The sequence below is a fragment of the Vibrio chemaguriensis genome (assembly GCF_012275705.1).
Lineage (GTDB): Bacteria > Pseudomonadota > Gammaproteobacteria > Enterobacterales > Vibrionaceae > Vibrio > Vibrio diabolicus.
Genome location: NZ_SHOE01000002.1, coordinates 401,371 through 419,269 on the forward strand (window position 1 = coordinate 401,371; position 17,899 = coordinate 419,269).

The 17,899-nt window shown below is 44.9% G+C and carries 13 protein-coding genes; 3 read left to right on the plus strand and 10 right to left on the minus strand.

The genetic code is table 11. The annotated features are described in order from the left end of the window. Nucleotides 1-226: 226 nt before the first annotated feature. Both EX191_RS04070 and EX191_RS04075 read left to right on the plus strand, forming a co-directional pair. Nucleotides 227-493: a GrxA family glutaredoxin gene (locus EX191_RS04070; RefSeq protein WP_005378026.1), complete on the plus strand. Its 267-nt coding sequence runs from the start codon at nt 227-229 to the stop codon at nt 491-493. 174 nt (nt 494-667) lie between these two features. Beyond that, entirely contained in the window at nt 668-2,350 is a 1,683-nt protein-coding gene (locus tag EX191_RS04075) for an aspartate:alanine antiporter (RefSeq protein ID WP_006742623.1), read from the plus strand. A gap of 76 nt (nt 2,351-2,426) precedes the next feature. On the opposite strand, the gene fabV is transcribed toward EX191_RS04075, so the two are convergent. The 8 genes from fabV to EX191_RS04115 form a co-directional block, all read right to left on the minus strand. Then, complete coding sequence (gene fabV / locus EX191_RS04080; protein ID WP_193447180.1) at nt 2,427-3,629, minus strand: enoyl-ACP reductase FabV; 1,203 nt, start codon at nt 3,627-3,629, stop codon at nt 2,427-2,429. A 174-nt stretch (nt 3,630-3,803) separates the two neighbouring features. Then, the gene (locus EX191_RS04085) at nt 3,804-6,086 is read right to left on the minus strand and encodes an acyl-CoA dehydrogenase (protein WP_182036726.1); all 2,283 of its coding nucleotides are present in this window, start codon (nt 6,084-6,086) and stop codon (nt 3,804-3,806) included. Between the two features lie 62 nt (nt 6,087-6,148). Beyond that, complete coding sequence (psrA, locus tag EX191_RS04090; protein WP_005393225.1) at nt 6,149-6,793, minus strand: TetR family transcriptional repressor PsrA; 645 nt, start codon at nt 6,791-6,793, stop codon at nt 6,149-6,151. 726 nt (nt 6,794-7,519) lie between these two features. Further along, a complete protein-coding gene (gene nhaA, locus EX191_RS04095) occupies nt 7,520-8,671 on the minus strand; it encodes a Na+/H+ antiporter NhaA (RefSeq protein WP_006742626.1) in 1,152 nt (383 codons plus the stop codon). A 329-nt stretch (nt 8,672-9,000) separates the two neighbouring features. Continuing rightward, nucleotides 9,001-10,125, minus strand: a complete 1,125-nt coding sequence (locus EX191_RS04100; RefSeq protein ID WP_193447181.1) for a lipocalin-like domain-containing protein — start codon at nt 10,123-10,125, stop codon at nt 9,001-9,003. Continuing rightward, a complete protein-coding gene (locus EX191_RS04105; protein WP_005393229.1) occupies nt 10,125-12,578 on the minus strand; it encodes an ABC transporter permease in 2,454 nt (817 codons plus the stop codon). Before EX191_RS04105 ends, EX191_RS04100 begins: the two co-directional genes overlap by 1 nt. Beyond that, nucleotides 12,559-13,230: an ABC transporter ATP-binding protein gene (locus EX191_RS04110; RefSeq protein ID WP_005393230.1), complete on the minus strand. Its 672-nt coding sequence runs from the start codon at nt 13,228-13,230 to the stop codon at nt 12,559-12,561. Before EX191_RS04110 ends, EX191_RS04105 begins: the two co-directional genes overlap by 20 nt. A gap of 187 nt (nt 13,231-13,417) precedes the next feature. After that, nucleotides 13,418-14,794, minus strand: coding sequence for an MATE family efflux transporter (locus EX191_RS04115; protein ID WP_193447182.1), 1,377 nt, complete (start codon nt 14,792-14,794; stop codon nt 13,418-13,420). 95 nt (nt 14,795-14,889) lie between these two features. Between EX191_RS04115 and EX191_RS04120 the strand changes: the two genes are divergently transcribed. Then, the gene (locus EX191_RS04120) at nt 14,890-16,368 is read left to right on the plus strand and encodes a DUF2867 domain-containing protein (RefSeq protein ID WP_193447183.1); all 1,479 of its coding nucleotides are present in this window, start codon (nt 14,890-14,892) and stop codon (nt 16,366-16,368) included. Here EX191_RS04120 and EX191_RS04125 read toward each other — a convergent pair. Together EX191_RS04125 and EX191_RS04130 are read right to left on the minus strand one after the other, a co-directional pair. Further along, a complete protein-coding gene (locus EX191_RS04125; protein ID WP_012841927.1) occupies nt 16,325-16,909 on the minus strand; it encodes a NapC/NirT family cytochrome c in 585 nt (194 codons plus the stop codon). The genes EX191_RS04120 and EX191_RS04125 overlap by 44 nt on opposite strands. Before the next feature lie 22 nt (nt 16,910-16,931). Continuing rightward, nucleotides 16,932-17,555, minus strand: coding sequence for a c-type cytochrome (locus EX191_RS04130; protein WP_193447184.1), 624 nt, complete (start codon nt 17,553-17,555; stop codon nt 16,932-16,934). Nucleotides 17,556-17,899 lie beyond the last annotated feature (344 nt).

Here is a 17,899-nt window from a genome sequence, read left to right on the forward strand (position 1 = left end):
CCTTAAAATGTATGTTTTTTATGCGTCACTTCACATACTTTAGAGCCATAGAATAAGGGAGCGCGTTTAGTTTTTATTCGATAGATTTCACCTATAGAACCAAGAGGTAATTGCCGCTTTATTTCCGTATCTGGATCGGGCATAGTTACTGCAACAAAAGAGAGCGCACTCAGCCGCTATGTTTTGTACGCTTTCAAAAAAGAATAGATTTAGGAGAAATAAGATTATGTTCGTTGTTATCTTTGGTCGCCCTGCATGTCCTTTCTGTGTTCGTGCAAAAGAACACGCAGAAACGCTAAAAGCGAAGCGTGACGACTTCAACTACCGTTACGTTGATATCCATGCTGAAGGTATTTCTAAAGCAGATCTTGAGAAAACAGTTGGTAAGCCAGTTGAAACTGTTCCTCAAATCTTTATCGACCAAGAGCACATCGGTGGCTGCGACGAGTTCGAAGCATACGCGAAAGAGCACCTAGGTCTATTTGACGAGTAATAAAGACCGTTTTTAAGAAAGCCGCTTCATGCGGCTTTTTTATTATTTTTCAGTTGGTTATTACCTTACGTCAACTAATGGTAAAACCTAAAAAAATTCACTTATCTTTTTGCTATATTTAGTTACAATTCGCAATTCTTAATCTTTTTGGCACACACTTTACCGAGCCACACAGTGAACATAGACGTCGTATACCTTCTTGAGCAAAACCCTATCCTTCTAATCTTCGTCGTATTAGCCATTGGCCTTGCCATCGGAAAAATCCGATTTGGCAAATTACAACTAGGCAACTCCATAGGCGTTCTAATTACCTCGTTGGTAATGGGTCACCTTGGCTTCTCATTCAATGCAGAAGCATTAACCATTGGCTTCATGCTGTTTATCTATTGCGTTGGCATTGAAGCTGGACCAAACTTTTTTGGCATATTCTTCAGAGATGGTAAGCATTACTTTATTTTAAGTATGACCGTTCTCGTGTCCGCAGTCAGCTTAACGTATGGCTTGAGCCACTATTTCGGCCTCGATTTTGGCTTGTCAGCCGGTATGATGGCTGGCGCGTTGACAGCAACACCAGTACTGGTTGGTGCACAAGACGCTCTAAACTCCGGCCTTGCTACTATACCGCGCAATATGGATTTTTCTTTGGTATTAGAAAATCTATCTGTAGGTTACGCGATGGCTTATCTGGTGGGCTTAATTAGCATGATCATGTTCGCGAAGCTGTTGCCAAAACTGCAGAAGCAGAACCTGTCTGATTCTGCGCAGCAAATTGCTCAAGAACGTGGCCTTGGAAATTCAAGCCAAAGAAAAGTGTACTTACCGATTATTCGTGCTTACCGAGTCGGCCCAGAATTGATTGACTGGACTGACGGCAAGAACTTGCGTGAACTGGGTATTTATCGTCAAACTGGCTGTTACATTGAACGAATCCGCCGCAATGGTATTCTCGCCCATCCAGATGGTGATGCCATTTTGCAAGAGGGTGATGAAATTGCACTGGTTGGCTTCCCTGATAGCCATGCTCGCTTGGATCCTAGCTTCCGCAACGGAAAAGAAGTATTTGATCGTAACTTGCTTGATTTGCGCATCGTTGAAGAAGAAATTGTCGTAAAAAGTGACGCTATCGCAGGCAAGCGTTTATCTGATTTAAACTTATCTGAGTTTGGCTGTTTCTTAAACCGCGTGGTACGTGCGCAAATAGAAATGCCGATGGACTTAGACATTGTGCTCGCTAAAGGTGACGTCCTTCAGGTGAGCGGCGAGAAAAGCCGAGTACATGGACTCGCGGAAAAAATCGGTTTCATCTCGATCCACAGTCAAATGGCCGATTTACTCGCTTTTTGCAGCTTCTTTATTTTGGGTATTCTGTTTGGCCTCATCACGATGACATTCGGCCAGGTTTCGTTCAGCTTGGGTAACGCGGTAGGTCTTTTGTTATCTGGTATTACACTTGGTTTCTTACGAGCAAATCACCCTACTTTCGGCTATGTCCCGCAGGGGGCGCTGAATATGGTCAAAGATTTGGGTTTGATGTTCTTTATGGTGGGAATAGGTCTAAGTGCAGGCGGAAAGATGTTCGAACACTTGACTCAAGTTGGTCCAAAAGTGATTGGTTTAGCATTCATTGTTAGTGTTGTGCCTGTGGTATTGGCCTATTTAGTGGGCGCACACATACTCAAGATGAACCGTGCCCTGCTCTTCGGTGCCATTATTGGTGCCCGAACTTGTGCCCCAGCTATGGATGTCGTCAACGACTACGCTAAATCCACCATCCCAGCTCTTGGCTATGCGGGTACCTATGCGATTGCCAATATTCTGATGACGTTGGCAGGTACAATCCTGATAATATTAAGTTAATAACTTTGACTGATGAAAGCAAAAAAGGCGCTCAATGAGCGCCTTTTGTATATCGGTTGTCTAATCAGTCATTCGATTAGATTTGGATAAAATCAGCTTCAACCGCTGGATTTACATCCGCTTCGTAATCTACGCCTTCAACACCGAAACCAAGTAGTTTCAAGAACTCTTCTTTGTACTCTACGTAGTCAGTCAGTTCTTTTAGGTTCTCAGTCGTAATTTGAGGCCATAGCTCACGACAGTGCTGCTGAATGTCGTCACGAAGTTCCCAGTCATCCAGACGTAGACGGTTCATCTCATCCACTTCTGCTGCGCTACCATCTTCTTTGTACAGACGTTGGCTGAACATACGGTAGATTTGTTCCATACAGCCTTCGTGTACGCCTTCTTCGCGCATTTTCTTGAATACCATTGCAATGTACAGTGGCATAACAGGAATTGCGGAACTTGCCTGAGTTACAACAGATTTAAGTACAGCAACATTTGCACTGCCGCCTGTCGCTGCTAACTTGTCGTTTAGCGCTTTCGCCGCACGATCTAGGTCCATTTTCGCTTTACCTAGTGCGCCATCCCAGTAGATTGGCCAAGTTAGCTCAGTACCAATGTAGCTGTACGCGACTGTCTTACAGCCTTCAGCAAGAACACCAGCATCAGACAGTGCATTAATCCAAAGTTCCCAGTCTTCACCGCCCATAACGGTTACTGTGTCTTTGATTTCTTCTTCTGTTGCAGGCTCAACACTTGCTTCGATGATCACATCTTTGTTGGTATCAACGGCAGTTGATGTGTAAGTTTCACCAATAGGCTTAAGCGCTGAACGAACTAGCTCGCCAGTTTCTGGCATTTTACGTACTGGGGAAGCCAGTGAGTAAACCACCATATCGATCTGACCTAAATCTTCTTTGATCAGTTCGATAGTTTTCTGTTTCGCTTCATTTGAGAAAGCGTCGCCGTTTAGGCTTTTTGCGTACAGGCCTTCTTCACGCGCTAGCTTTTCAAAAGCAGCTGCATTGTAGAAGCCTGCCGTACCTGGTTTCTTCTCAGTACCTTCTTTTTCGAAGAAAACACCGATAGTTGATGCACCGCCACCAAATGCCGCAGCGATACGAGAAGATAGACCGTAGCCACTTGATGCACCGACAACAAGAACGCGCTTAGGTGCGTTTTTGATTGGGCCTTGCGCTTTAGTGTACGCAATTTGTTCTTTTACGTTAGCTTCACAACCAACAGGGTGCGTTGTAGTACAGATAAATCCACGAATTCTAGGTTTGATGATCATATTCAACTTCCTTTAAAAAACCTTGTTAGGATAAAAGTTTCGTCGGGATTTCGCATCTAATTTCTGTAAAAATGCTCTGAAAAGGCAAGTGGTTGGAGCACTATCCCAACATCCACTCAGCAAGAACACAAAAAAGCACCTCATTGAGGTGCTTTTCGTAGTATTAACGGTTTACTATGCCGCCGGGTTCAAATGCGACTTTTTTGGGCAATCGGTTCGTACTTCAGAAAAGTCATGACTAAAGTGGTCAACTTGAATCGCCTTGTAACGCAATTTGTCTGCCGCCATGATTTGGTCAATTTCTTGCTCAGTTAACACGCCTGCTTCAAATGCTTGCTGCAGACGGTCGTGTAGCAGACCTTTACGAGCCACTTTCCCATCCTTCGCCGCCTTCATAAGCTTACGCTCTAATGGTTTGATTTCGTACATTGCGAGGAAGGCATTCTCCATTAAGCCTACGCTGTCGTCGTCGGATTTTCCGATGTAGCAAAGATGCGTGAGTCGATCACGTTGTGCTCCTGGCGTCATCATCGCTTCCGCCAGATTCACACACAGTTCATCGCTTGGCTTATTGAAATGATTGCCAAGTGGGAACAATAACCCTTTCAGCACACCGCCAACGTATTTCACAGGGAAGTTGGTATAAGCCTCATTTAATGACTTAGATGCGTTATACAAACAATGTTGAACGGCGTAGTGGACAAAATCTAGATCGCCTTGTTGACGTCCTTCATCTTCATACTTTTTCAGTGCGGCAGACGCCATATATAGATAACTTAAGCCATCACCCAGACGTGCAGAAATCATTTCTTTACGCTTCAAATCACCGCCTAGTGTTAACATCGCGAAGTCAGCACTAACAGCAAGCGCTCGGCTTAATCTTGTGATTTCTTTGTAGTATTGCTGTGTTGGGCCACTCATGTGCGCTTTTACAAACCGAGAACCAGTTAGCGCCGCGCCAAATGCACCAAATGTATTGCCTACCGCATGTTTGATGTGTTTAAAGAGCAAGTTGTCAAATTCTTTCGCCCCTTGTTCAGAATCTGGATTCGCCGCGGCTTCCATTTCTTTCAGTACATATGGGTGACAACGAGTCGCACCTTGACCAAAAATCATCAGGTTACGAGTCAGAATATTCGCGCCTTCAACAGTGATCGCAACTGGAATACCGAGATAATGTTTAGCAAGATAGTTCATTGGGCCATCTTGAATCGCACGACCCGCATGGATATCAAACGAATCATTTAGAATAGTACGCGCGATTTCCGTCATGTGGTACTTGGCAATCGCGGTTACGATCCCAGGTTTTTCTTTCATATCGAGAGAAGTCGTCGTCAGCGTACGTGTCGCTTCTAGTAGGTAAGTAAGACCACCAATGCGCCCCATTGCTTCTGCGACACCTTCAAACTTACCGATCGACATACCAAACTGTTTACGCACGTAAGCATAAGCACCGGTTGTACGTGTAGTAAGGTGGCCAATCGCTGTGCCAAGCGCTGGGAGAGAGATACCACGACCAGCAGAAAGACACTCCACCAGCATACGCCAACCTTTACCTGCGTAATCAGCGCCACCGATCAACCAGTCCATAGGGATGAAGACATCTTCACCACGAGTCGGACCATTCATGAATGCAGAACCCAGAGGATCATGGCGCTCGCCTATCTCGACACCTTCATGGTCAGCGGGGATCAGCGCACATGTGATTCCAACCTCTTTCTTATCACCAAGTAGCCCTTCTGGATCCTGTAGCTTAAATGCTAATCCGAGCACTGTCGCCACTGGCGCAAGTGTGATGTAGCGTTTATTCCAGCTAACTCGCACGCCAAGCACTTCTTTGCCTTCGTGAGTGCCATAACAAACTACGCCTTGATCTGGTATACCACCGGCGTCAGATCCCGCTTCGGGCCCTGTTAATGCAAAACAAGGAATGTCGGTACCATCAGCAAGACGAGGCAACCAGTAATCTTTTTGCTCTTGCGTGCCATAGTGCGATAAAAGCTCACCTGGACCAAGAGAGTTCGGTACCATTACCGAGACAGCGGTGCTGATGCTACGAGTCGCAATACGAGAAACAATGGTTGAGTTCGCTAAAGCGGAAAATTCACGACCACCATACGCTTTTGAAATGATCAGTGAGAAAAATCGCTCTTTACGTAAGTACTCCCATACTTCAGGCGGTAAATCCCTGTCTTCTTTGACAATCTTCTGGTCATCAAGCATTTCTAGCAGGGTTTCAAGCTCATTATCCATAAATGACTGCTCTTTTGCTGTCAGTGTCGGCGTTGGATAATGGTGCAATGTAGTGAAGTTAGGCTTGCCTGAAAATAGTTCGGCATCCCACCACACACTACCCGCTTCCATCGCCTCTTTCTCGGTGCTAGAGAGAGGTGGCAATACTTTTTTGAACACTTTAAAAGCTGGGTCACTAATCCATTTTCTTCGTAGAGAGCTCATAGTTCAGATCCTTTTGTTCACGTAACCGCTCTGGGCATAATTTTATTATTGGTTTAACTTTCTTATTTGTCTTGTGCCAACTGCTTCGCTGACATTCCTGCAGACAAATAAGGAATCAGTAAATCGACGACAGATTTCACATCGACTTCCTTTTCAAATTTACTTTCAGCAAGCTCCGAAAGAGCCTGGCTTGAAGCCATCGTAAATACGCAGGTACCTAGCGTGAAGTGCAGTCGCCAAAACAGCTGCTCCTCACATAGTTCCGGGTTTGCCTTCATTATCGAGAAGGTGAAGAGGTTAAGTACCTCTTCATATCGAGTGGTGATGAACCAACGCAGATGACCTTGTACGTCTGTGTAACCACGGCCAATTAACAACATGAATAATGCAGTACCATTGGGGCGCACATCATTTAATGTACGCAAAGGTAAACGCAATGACTCAAAGACGTCGTCCATGTCGTAGCTATCACGCGTATTTAACTCAATTAGTGAGGTTTTAATGCTCGGCATGAGCGCTTCTAGGTATCTATCTAAAACCGCTCTAACTAGCGTTTTTTTATCGCCAAAGTGATAATTTACCGATGCTAAGTTGACGTTCGCTTTACCTGTTATCGTTCTTAGCGAAGTATCATTAAAACCATGTTCAGCAAAGAGTCCTTCTGCGACATCGAGTATTTTTTCTTTTGTTGATGTTCTCGGGGCCATTTTAATCACTCGTATTAAACAACTGTTTGAAAATATACTCCCGAAACTTTAGATTAACAAATGATTAACATCACACTTTCACCAATTGGTCTGACCAGAACTTAGAAGGTGTGATCTAATCTTTTGAATTTAAGTCTAATAAGCAAATGATGCTCGCCTGAAGAAAATGACCAAGTTTCGCAAACCATCGTATTTGAAACGCTAGCAATGCCGTTAGGCGGTCGGAGCAGGAGGGGCAGGTTTGAAATGCAATTTAAGTTTATAGCTACTATAGAAAAGAGGGCTATCGAGTTTCAAACCGCCATTAAGTTGGTTACGCTGTTCGCTTCTTCTCTTACCTCTTTACGATACAAGCGGGCAGAAAGAATTAAATCGAATTTTTTTGAAAAAAAAATGGAACTGTTTGGAAAAGGCTCGGTCTGAATAAATGTAACAACTAGGGCATTTTAAGTTTCACTGGCCGTCAAACTTGTTTCCATCTAATTGTTACGTTGCTGCTTTTTTCTTATTAACTCCTATGTTTGTATCCGCCCAGTCAAATTTTCGGCTGGGCTTTTTTTCGCCTGCAGATCTGCCAACCTACCTTTTTCGATGATTCCGTTCATCTCCATGGGCTAGACATCCGCTTAATACGAAAGTGTCGCTATTAAGTCGCTGATGTACTGAACTATGGGTATAAAAAAGCCTCCCGATTGGGAGGCTTTACAAAATAGCGCATTTTTTATCTTACGCTTGTGCTTTCTTAGGCAAAGAAAAGTGCAGTAAGGCATAGCCAAGTAATGCTGCTGTCGTCGAACCCATTAAGATACCGAGTCGAGCATAGGTATCAAATTCAGGACTTACATTTCCGAACGCTAAAGAGGAAATGAAGATAGACATTGTAAAGCCAATACCACACAACACAGATACCGCAAAGATATGCTTGAAGTTAACGCCTTCAGGTAACTTAGCAACGCCCATTTTTACCGCTGCCCAGCTAAAGGTAAAGATACCTAGAGGCTTACCAACCAGTAGACCCAAAGCAATACCGAGTGGCAGCATTGAAGTTAGACCTGACATCGATACGCCTTCTAACGAAATCCCCGCATTGGCAAATGCGAATAGAGGCAGAATACCAAATGCCACGTATGGGTGAAGCGCGTGCTCCATATGTTTAAGTGGAGAATGTTCGCCCTGCTTTCCCTTTAGTGGGATAGCAAAACCAATCACTACACCTGCCAATGTTGCGTGAACACCAGATTTAAGCACCGCGAACCATAAGATCGCACCGACGATCATGTATGGCGTAAGTTTTGTTACTTCCTTCGCATTCAACATGAATAGGACACCAGTCATGATGAAGCCAACAAGCAACGCCATGGTCGACAGGTCACCGGTGTAAAATAGCGCGATAATAACAACCACTCCTAAATCATCGATGATAGCAAGCGCCAGCAAGAACACTTTTAGGCTTACTGGTACACGCTTACCTAATAACGCCATGATACCTAAAGCAAAAGCGATATCTGTCGCCGCTGGAATTGCCCAACCAGAAATCGCCTCAGGATCGTTGGCATTAAAGGCTACGTAAATAAGAGCAGGAGCTAACATACCGCCAACCGCTGCAATCGCAGGGAAAATTGCGGTTTCTTTTGATTTTAACGCACCTTCAAGTAGCTCTCGCTTAACTTCAAGGCCAATGAGTAAGAAGAAAACAGCCATTAGGCCGTCATTAATCCAGTGAGAAACTGACATACCAAATACATAAGTATGCAGTACAGATTGATAAGTTTCGCCCAGCGGTGAGTTAGCAATGGTCATCGCAATTGCCGCGGCAATCACGAGAAGAATACCACCAGCTGATTCCATTTTGAAAAAGTCACGAATGACATCGTTCATGGTTTCGTCCTTATATTTATTATCTTAATAAACGATTAACAAAGAATGATAAGAGTGTATAGCGGTCGAAAACTTTAGAATAATCGCTTCTTCAGAGTATAAACTTCGATTTTTCCGATATGAAGTTTACTATACATCGTATTTTCCAACATAACACTCAATTTTGATCACAGCGCGTACTTGTTGTTATCGCGCCAAATGTTTATCAAGATTATGAGAAAATCAGCATAACATGGCATGTACTGTCATGATAACCCCATACTTTTGAGAAAAATTCAGGAAGTTTCATCCACTAAAAAACCACCCATTGGGGTGGTTTTTATCAGAATTTAATAACCGGTGAGCTGCATAAAGCCCCAAGCCTCGTTGGAGCCAGAAGCTAAGGTAGGACCTTCCCAATACGGTATAACAAAAGGAAGCCACATATCTGATTTGATAATACGAGTGGTCAAGTTAATTTGATGCTTTGGAATATTAATAATCCACTGCAAAGGCAGCCTTCTTCCATTTGATAAACTGGTCACTTGCATTGGTTTAATACTGATATCATCATCTGAGAGATTAATGACTTTACCTGAGCGTGTGGACACGGTGCCAAACACATGCGGTGTTTGTCCATGGTGGCGATAGCGGCTGACTGTCAGTGCTCGACCATCATCTAAATTGAATACAAACCAATCCCAACCCTGTTGCCCTTCACCAATTAAGCCACTGCCCCACTCTTTCTGAGCCCAAGCAGAGCCAGCAACAGAGAAGCGTTTGCCATTAATGTTCAAACTCCCTTTCACCTTTAAAAATGGCGCACTAAAACTGAAAGAGGCAACAGATTGCAACGCGTGTTTCACCTGAAAACCTTTGTCTCCATTCACGACAAAGGGGCCATTTGTCATAGTATTGAGATCTAAACCAAACGTATCGGTAGTCACATTCAAGTTACCAGGGAAAGGCGTTGCACCAAGTGAACGCCACGTCCAATTATCAATCCATAACCTGAAAGGACGATTAGTCATGCCAGCTTGGCCTATCCCGCCTCTCGCTACACGTTGCTCTTTCCAGACGTGCGAACCATGGCTAACGACAACATGTGAAATGTACAGTTGAGGGTTTTGCCATCCGCTGGTTTCTCGCTCGTCTGTCGCGACCCTGAAGTAACTCCATTGAACATTGTATATTTTCCCTTGTTCATCTTTCAGTTTCGCAAAGTAGTGCCACCATTCATGTTGGTACTCGGGATGAAAGCGAAAATCTGACGGTAAAGAGACATGTTCGTCAGGTAATACAGGTTCGAAAATCGTTTGATTTTCACGCGTTAGAATAGAATTAAGCTCGCTTTCTTGTGTCGCTGTCGCTTCCAACCAAAAAGTTGAGTAAAAAGCAGCCCCGGTCAAAAAGGCAAACGCAATAACAATGATCGTTGAAACTAACAAGCGTTTTTTAGAGCCCACTTTTTTCATTACAACGCGTCCCTTAATGACTTCATTGGCGTACTCTTAATCATTCTAATAACTGGCAATGCGCCGGCAATCATGATGGCAAGCATCGCCCAAGCAATAGTTTGAGCGTATTCCCAAGGGATCGTTTGAAGCTCCAGAGACCAGCCGAATGATTGCTTAATGATAATATCAACGATCAAGTGTGCAAGTGCCAGACCAAGTGGCACCGCAATAATCGCGGAAATGGCCCCGAAGACAAACAACTGCAAACCACCTAATGCGACAAGTTCCTTTCCGGATACCCCCATACATCTCAGCAAAGAGAAGTGCCGCTGCCGCGACAACTCGCCCGCCAATGTCGCGAAGAATAAGCCAAACACAGCAATAATCAGCGTGATGTTGCCCAAGGTTCCTGCAATAGCGAAGGTATGATCAAATACCCTCATTGCCTGACTATAAATATTACCATTATCAAACACACGGTCTTGCGGGAGGCGGAATACATTTTCTAAGCGATTTTTCAGCCCCTCCCCATTAACGCTATCTTTTAACACTACACCAAGGCCAACATTGCCCGTCCCTGCAAATGCATACAGCCAATTCCGGTGCGACATCATCACCTGGTTATACGGGTTTCCATAATCGTAATAAACACCAACGACTTGCCAGTCTCCACCCAGTGGTTCCTGCAAGTTAATGAAGTCTCCTGGGCGAATATCCAACTTCAAGGCCATCGATTCACTCACCATCAAGCTCTTGGTCGCGTGCAGTTGATACCAGTAATTCGGGACACCTAGTTTTACCGTCAGTGCATCTAGCTCACCTTCAGAAGAGCCTGTACTCACCACTTGCAAAGCACCATGTTCGGTTGGCATATCTTTTTCCCAACGCCACCAAACCGAGTTGACTTCTGGTTGGTTTTGCAGCCACGCACTCATCCGAGCTGCTGAGTTATTTGTCGGATAGATATAAATATCCGCTGCTAATCGCTGGCTGAGCCATTTATCGGTTGTATCCCTAAAGCTGCCTACCATCGTTTCTACGCCGATATTTGCCGCCAGTGCCAACATAAACGCCATTGTTGCCACACCTCGATAACTCATGCTCGCAGCTGCATCGGCAAAAAACCAACGTACACGTACCCAACGCATGGTGTAAGAAAAGCTCTGGAACATATGCCACATAATAAATGGCATGAACAAGGCCACACTAACCAACATCAGCGCAATAATGGCAAAGCCAGTTTCTTGTGTTTTCGGTGCTTGATACACTGCGATTGCCGCGACACAAAACGCACACGCAGCAAGAGCCTGCCAAGAGAACTCACGCCCTGCAAATCGCATTAATGACAGTCGAGAAGATAGACGAATTGGCTGTGACTTCAACAAACGAATCAATGGCCACAAACACGATATTAATGCGCCCATCGCTGCCATGATCAGACTATATAAGCTGGACTGCCAAGACCATCCTATTGTTAAGCCTACGTTGGCATCGTACAAATCGCTCAGGCTCGATGAGACTGCAGGGATCAGTTCATTTGCCAAGATCAAACCAAAAAAGTTACCACACGCCCACGCAATAAAGACGAGCAACGACAACTCTAACAACAATGCTTGAGCCAACTGCGTTCCGTTGACCCCCGTCTGTCTCAAAATACCCACCAAACGTTGTCGCTGAATAAATGACAAAGACATCGCTTGATAAAAAATAAACAACCCGACCAAAAATGACAGCATCCCCATCGCGGTGAGGTTCATGTGGAATGCATTAGTTAACGACTCAAGCTCCGTGCGCGTATTCCTAACGAGCGTCATGCCATTAGGTAGCATATTTTTCAGTGCTATTAGCTTTTCCTCTGGCATTTCACCACAAGAAATCGCAGACAAACCTGAGCTCCGCTTGAGCATACGCAGTAATGAGATGTCGGTAACCAGCCGAGTCCCAGAGAGCATTTTGTTTTTATCGACTTGAATCGGTCCGAGACGACTTCCGTCATTCATCTCAATAAAGTCCCCATCCTGCCAACTCATGTAAGCGGCCAAATCTTGACTGACTAGAATGGGATAAGGAGGTTTCATTAATGATAGAACGGGCATCTCACCCAAAGATTTGCCTTGCTGCAATGGAATCATCGCGACAGGATCAATCCCCACCAGCATCAAGCTCATATCGGTTTTAGCATCTAGATGCAGCACGTCAAACGGCGCACATTGGTTAAACCCAGCTCGACGCAACTGGATATAGAAACCTTGAGGGATTTTATTGGCAGAGTGTTTAGTTCGGATTCGGTATGGCAAAGGATTGGAGAAAAGCTTTTCTCCTGTCGCATAACTTTGTTTTGCATGCTGATTGATAGAAGTAACACCAACAAGAAGGGACACGCCTAAGGTTAACCCTAGCCAGACAAGAATAATTTGTAGTGGGTAACGACGGTAATGGCCGAGTAGTGCCTTAACTACGGGCCATAACATGCAGTTGCCCTCCTTGAAGTCGAATCTTACCTTCCATATGGGCCGCCACTTTTTCACTGTGTGTCACCAACAATAAAGTGCATTCCAGTTGGCGAGCGAGACTCGTCAATAAGCGCATTACCGCTTCTGCGTTTCGCTCGTCTAGGCTACCAGTTGGCTCATCAGCGAGTAGGATTTTAGGTTCCATATAGAGTGCACGAGCAATAGCAGCACGTTGTTGCTGACCACCAGATGCTTCTTCCGGGTAGCGCCCTAGCAGAGGCATTAAATCCAGAGCAGAAAGAATTTGACGCCACAACTCTTTATCTTCTGGCAAACCTTTTAACTGACGACAAAAACGAATATTGTCGGCAATATTGAGCGTAGGAAGCAGGTTGAACTGTTGGAAGATATTACCAATATTGTTGCGGCGATAAAGGGTTCTCAAATGCTCTGGCGCATCATGCATGGCAAAATTTGGAAACTGAACTTCACCAGAGTCTGCAGTATCCAGTCCGGCAATTAAGTTCAGCAAAGTACTTTTACCCGAACCACTTTCTCCCATCAGAGCCACTTGGTCACCTTGCTGTAATGTTAATTCTGCCCCTTGTAATACAGGGTGAAATTCTCCCCCGTCTACATAGCCTTTACATAGGTCTGACAGTTTTAACATTGATTATGCCGCTCGGATGGTATTTAAAAATTGGGATCAGAATCTACACTAAAATCCTGTTAGTAGAAAGTATTTTGAATGCTTGATCACACTATGAGAGTACAAATGCAACTCGATTCACTTTCTGTTCCTAATTTTGTTGACGTATTGAGCAGATTTTTGCAGCTGCAGAAAGCTCTGTTTACCTCTATTGACCGATAAGGTTTTTCATCCATTTTCGGCTCACCATTCTTGGCAGACAAATCGTCCACTTCACAACTTCCTCGGTCAAAAAGAGTAAGTAAACCCATTGCGGCTCCCAACCGAGCTGAATCGCTGCAAATGCCGCGAGTGGAATCCCAATCACCCACTGCGCAAGAATGTCTTGATACAAACAAAACTTAACGTCGCCACCCGCACGTAATACCCCAACAATGACCATCATCGGCACCGAGCGTAATACGACACCTAAAGCAAGAATCACCATAAACTGTTCAGCTAACTGGCGAGTATCCGCTGTCAGTGCACTAAACGCATTAAGGATCCATTGATTGGACACTATCAATACAACAGCGACCACAAATGCGATAAACACATTCAAAATGACCGTAGCCCAAGCTTGGTAATACACAGGTTCAAAGTTTTTCGCGCCGAGTTGGTTACCCACTAAAACCGCAGCTGCATTCGATAGGCCAATCATCATAGCGAGAGCGATTGACTCAACGGGCGTCATCACCGACAACGCTGCCAAACCTTGCACACCCGCTTGCCCCATGATGGCATGGTAAGCGAACAATCCACCAGCCCATGCCAAAAAGTTAAATGTGGTCGGTAAGGAAAGGCTCAAGAAACGCGTTATTTTGTCTACAACCAAACCTGCGCGTATATCATCCCAACCAAATGCAATTATGTGTTTCTTCAGCCATAAATAGCCAAATAGACAACCGACTTCGATAGCGCCACTGATAACCGTTGCAATGGCTGCCCCTGTAATCCCTAAAGCAGGAAAACCTAAGTGACCAAAAATTAACACCCAGTTGAGGAAAACATTAGACAGAATGCCTATGCCACTAAAAAATGTGCTCAGCCCCGGTTGGTGCATCGCTCTCAAGCCCACCGACATACTAGCGACACACGCAACAGCAAACATGCTAACGGATGAAATAATTAGATAGCTGGCTCCTAACTCAATCACTTCTTGTGAGTCTGTAGTCAGTTTCATAACTGGCTGTGGGAAAATAACAAACAAAGCAACGGCAATGGCGGCAAACACCATGGCTATCATCCATGTTAAAGCGGTACTGCGACGTACCCCGACTTTATCGCCTGCCCCCCAATATTGTGCGGTCAGTAATGCACCACCCGTCGTCACCCCAACTAACATGATGGTAGTAACAAACGTCGCGCGCGCCGCTACCCCAACAGCGGCTATTTCAGCTTCACCAAGTTGGCCGAGCATAAGCACATCAACGAGGCTTCGGCTAGAAAACATCATGCTTTGCAGTGTAATTGGTAGCGCGATCGCGAATAAGCGACGTAAGAATGCTTTATCTGCATGTATTGAGAGTTGAGAGAGAAAAGTCACAAGCGCTCCAACGACAACTTATTGATAGAATGGGAAAAGTGTCTCATGATTATACTCTGTGGTGTTTATTCCACCAACGATTAAAAGGACAGATAATGAAAAAGGTGTTGGTGCTAGGCGCCTCGGGTTACATTGGTTCTCAACTTCTTCCGTTACTTTTAGACAAAGGTTACGCCGTCACGGCTGCGGCGCGACATATCGATTATTTGGAGTCAAGGACTCGGCCCCATCCTAATTTAACGTTGCGGTATCTGGACCTAGCCGACGCAGAAGCAACGCTCGCTGTGGTGAACGATTTTGACTTGGTATTTTTCCTAGTGCACGGAATGGCACAAGGCGATGACTTTGTTGAGTACGAGCTAAACCTTGCTTTGAACTTTAAATACGCATTGGAGCAAAGCCGTGTCAAACATGTCATTTATTTAAGTGCCATCCAACCGCAAACCGGAAACTCGCGTCATTTAGCCGCTCGTAAAGCCACTGGAAAGATCATTCGACAATCCGGTGTTCCAGTAACTGAATTGCGTGCTGGCGTCATCATTGGCCCCGGCTCCGCGGCTTTCGAGATCATGCGAGATTTTGTCTACAACTTACCTATTTTGATCGCGCCTAAATGGGTCGACTCAAAAGCCAACCCTATTGCCCTACCCAACCTCAATCACTATTTATTGCAGCTGGCCGAAGCATCAGCCCCAGAAGAAAACCAAATTTATGAAGTTGGTGGGCCAGATACACTCAGCTACCGCGAGCAGTTTAAAGTCATTTGCCGAATCACCAACAAGCCTTATCGGCTGTGGTCGACACCGTTGCTTACCCCAAAAATGGCATCGTACTGGCTCGGCTTGGTCACCTCTGTACCAGCAAACATCGGCAAAGCATTACTCGCGGGGTTAGAGCATGACTACATTGCCGATTCCAAAGCGATTGAAGCACGATTTCCGCAAACGCTGATCAGCTACGAGCAAGCGGTATCCGATACCATTCAAGATGAAGGCACGTTTGTACGCAGCAATGTTTGGGGCTTTGAACCAGCGGCACTTCGTCGATGGCAACCAGGGTATGGCTACTACCCTAAACAAGCCAGTGCGAGCATAAAAACTCAAGCCTCCGCTGCGGCATTATGGAAAGTGGCTCAAAAAATCGGGAGTCGTGAAAAAGGCTATTACTTTGCCAACATTTTGTGGCGCACACGTGAATGGCTCGACATCTTTTTTGGTGGCGGGAAACCGATTCGCGTTTCTCCTCCGGGGCCGGAGCTCAAAGTCGGCGATTATATTGACTCTTGGAAAGTGATTCGCTGCGAGGAAGATCAGTTCCTCTCACTGTTTTTTGGGATGAAAGGCCCGGGGCTTGGACGTTTAGAAATTACCATCAAAGACCATGGTGATGAACGAGAACTGGATATCACAGCTTGGTGGCACCCACAGGGGTTTCTCGGGCTGCTTTACTGGTTTGCCATGATGCCAGCCCATCTATTCATATTCAAAGGCATGGTCAAAGCCATCGCGAAAGAAGCCGAAAGTATCAGTATTACTCCTCAGGTGGGACAGTCTCTGGAGAATCTAGAGAAATAGGCAGGTGATGAGCAATCCCCGCATGGCAATCTATGCACGATTGCTCTCGACTTTCCATCATTTGATGTCGACGCGCAACGGTTCGTCCTTGCGCTTCGAAATCCATCTTGTCAACGGAATGGCAATATCGACACTGCTTTGATTTATTCTCGATAAACTGCTGTGTGACTTCAGCAGCCAACCTCGGACGATGCTCCGCCTCGAAGTTCTCTAACGTAATTTCTCCAGTCAGTTTGTGATAGATGTCGGCTGTAGCGCCGATTTTCAATGCGATTTTAGCAAAAAACTCCCTAGGGACATGGCAATCACTGCACGTAGCGGCAACCACACCCTGAGCATTTTTGAAGTGTGGAGATGCTTGGTACTCCTCAACTATCGTATCCATCCCAATATGGCAACTGTAACAAAACTCGTTGCGATTGGTGTAATCCATACCAAAGTGAAAAACACTGAGGGCCGCCCCACCAAGGATAAACGCCAATAAGCCACCAATTGGTATGCCGAGCATCCATTTTCTGTTTGGTTTACGCCATAAACTCATTGGTGTTCATCCCAAAGCAGCGCTAGCGATAACTCGCATAGTATTCTACGAGCGCGTTTAAATCATCGGCACTAAGCCCTTTGAACGCCTCATCCATTTTTTTATCAACGGAGCGTTTGCCTTGCTTAAACTGTTGCAACGTAGTGGCGAGATAGCCCTTCTGCTGACCAGCTAAAATCGAAGCTTCATCCAGAGCGTTACTGCCACCATCCGAATGACAGTTCTCGCAACTTTTCGCGTGGATAGCCTTACCTTTCATCGCTAACGCTTGATCAAAAGACTGCTTAGCTGGCACAAACTCGAGCCCAGCATAATGTTTTGCTAACTCTTCAATCTGCGCCTCAGATAAAGATTTAACTATCGACACCATGTCGCCTTTTTTGCTCGTGTCTCCGTAAGCGTGACTAACAGAATTTGCAGGCCTACCTTCTAGGTAACGCAACATCTGGTCAAAAAAGTTGAACTCGGGAATCCCTGCGATGGTAGGAATATTCGTGTCTGAGCTAACACCGTTTGGCCCATGACAAGCTTCACATTCGTATTTTGAAATTAGCTCACTTGGTGACGCTAAACTGTGGGAGGCCAAAACTGAGCTAATGACTAACACCGAGGAAAATTTTAGAGATAATTTAATTAGTTGGTGCATATTAGACTGACTCCGTAGTAATTATCTTTGTTAATCAAAACCAGACAGCGAATAAACGATAAGAAAATCAATTTATAAACGCGACTTAAAACCAACGATATCCAAGATAAAAATATTAAGCCGTCAACTATTTAAAGTAGCGTAGTTCAACACCCTTAATTTTTCTGCACCGACCTCTTCAATCACAGAAAAAATCAACCCAAACAATTGATTTGAAATCATAATAATTTCAACCCCAAAATTCACACACAAAAATAGCGGTTTATTTTAATAATATTTCATATTGCGTCTATACTCTTACAAGCCATGTATTTCGATTTATTCCTGTCTCTTATACACATCTA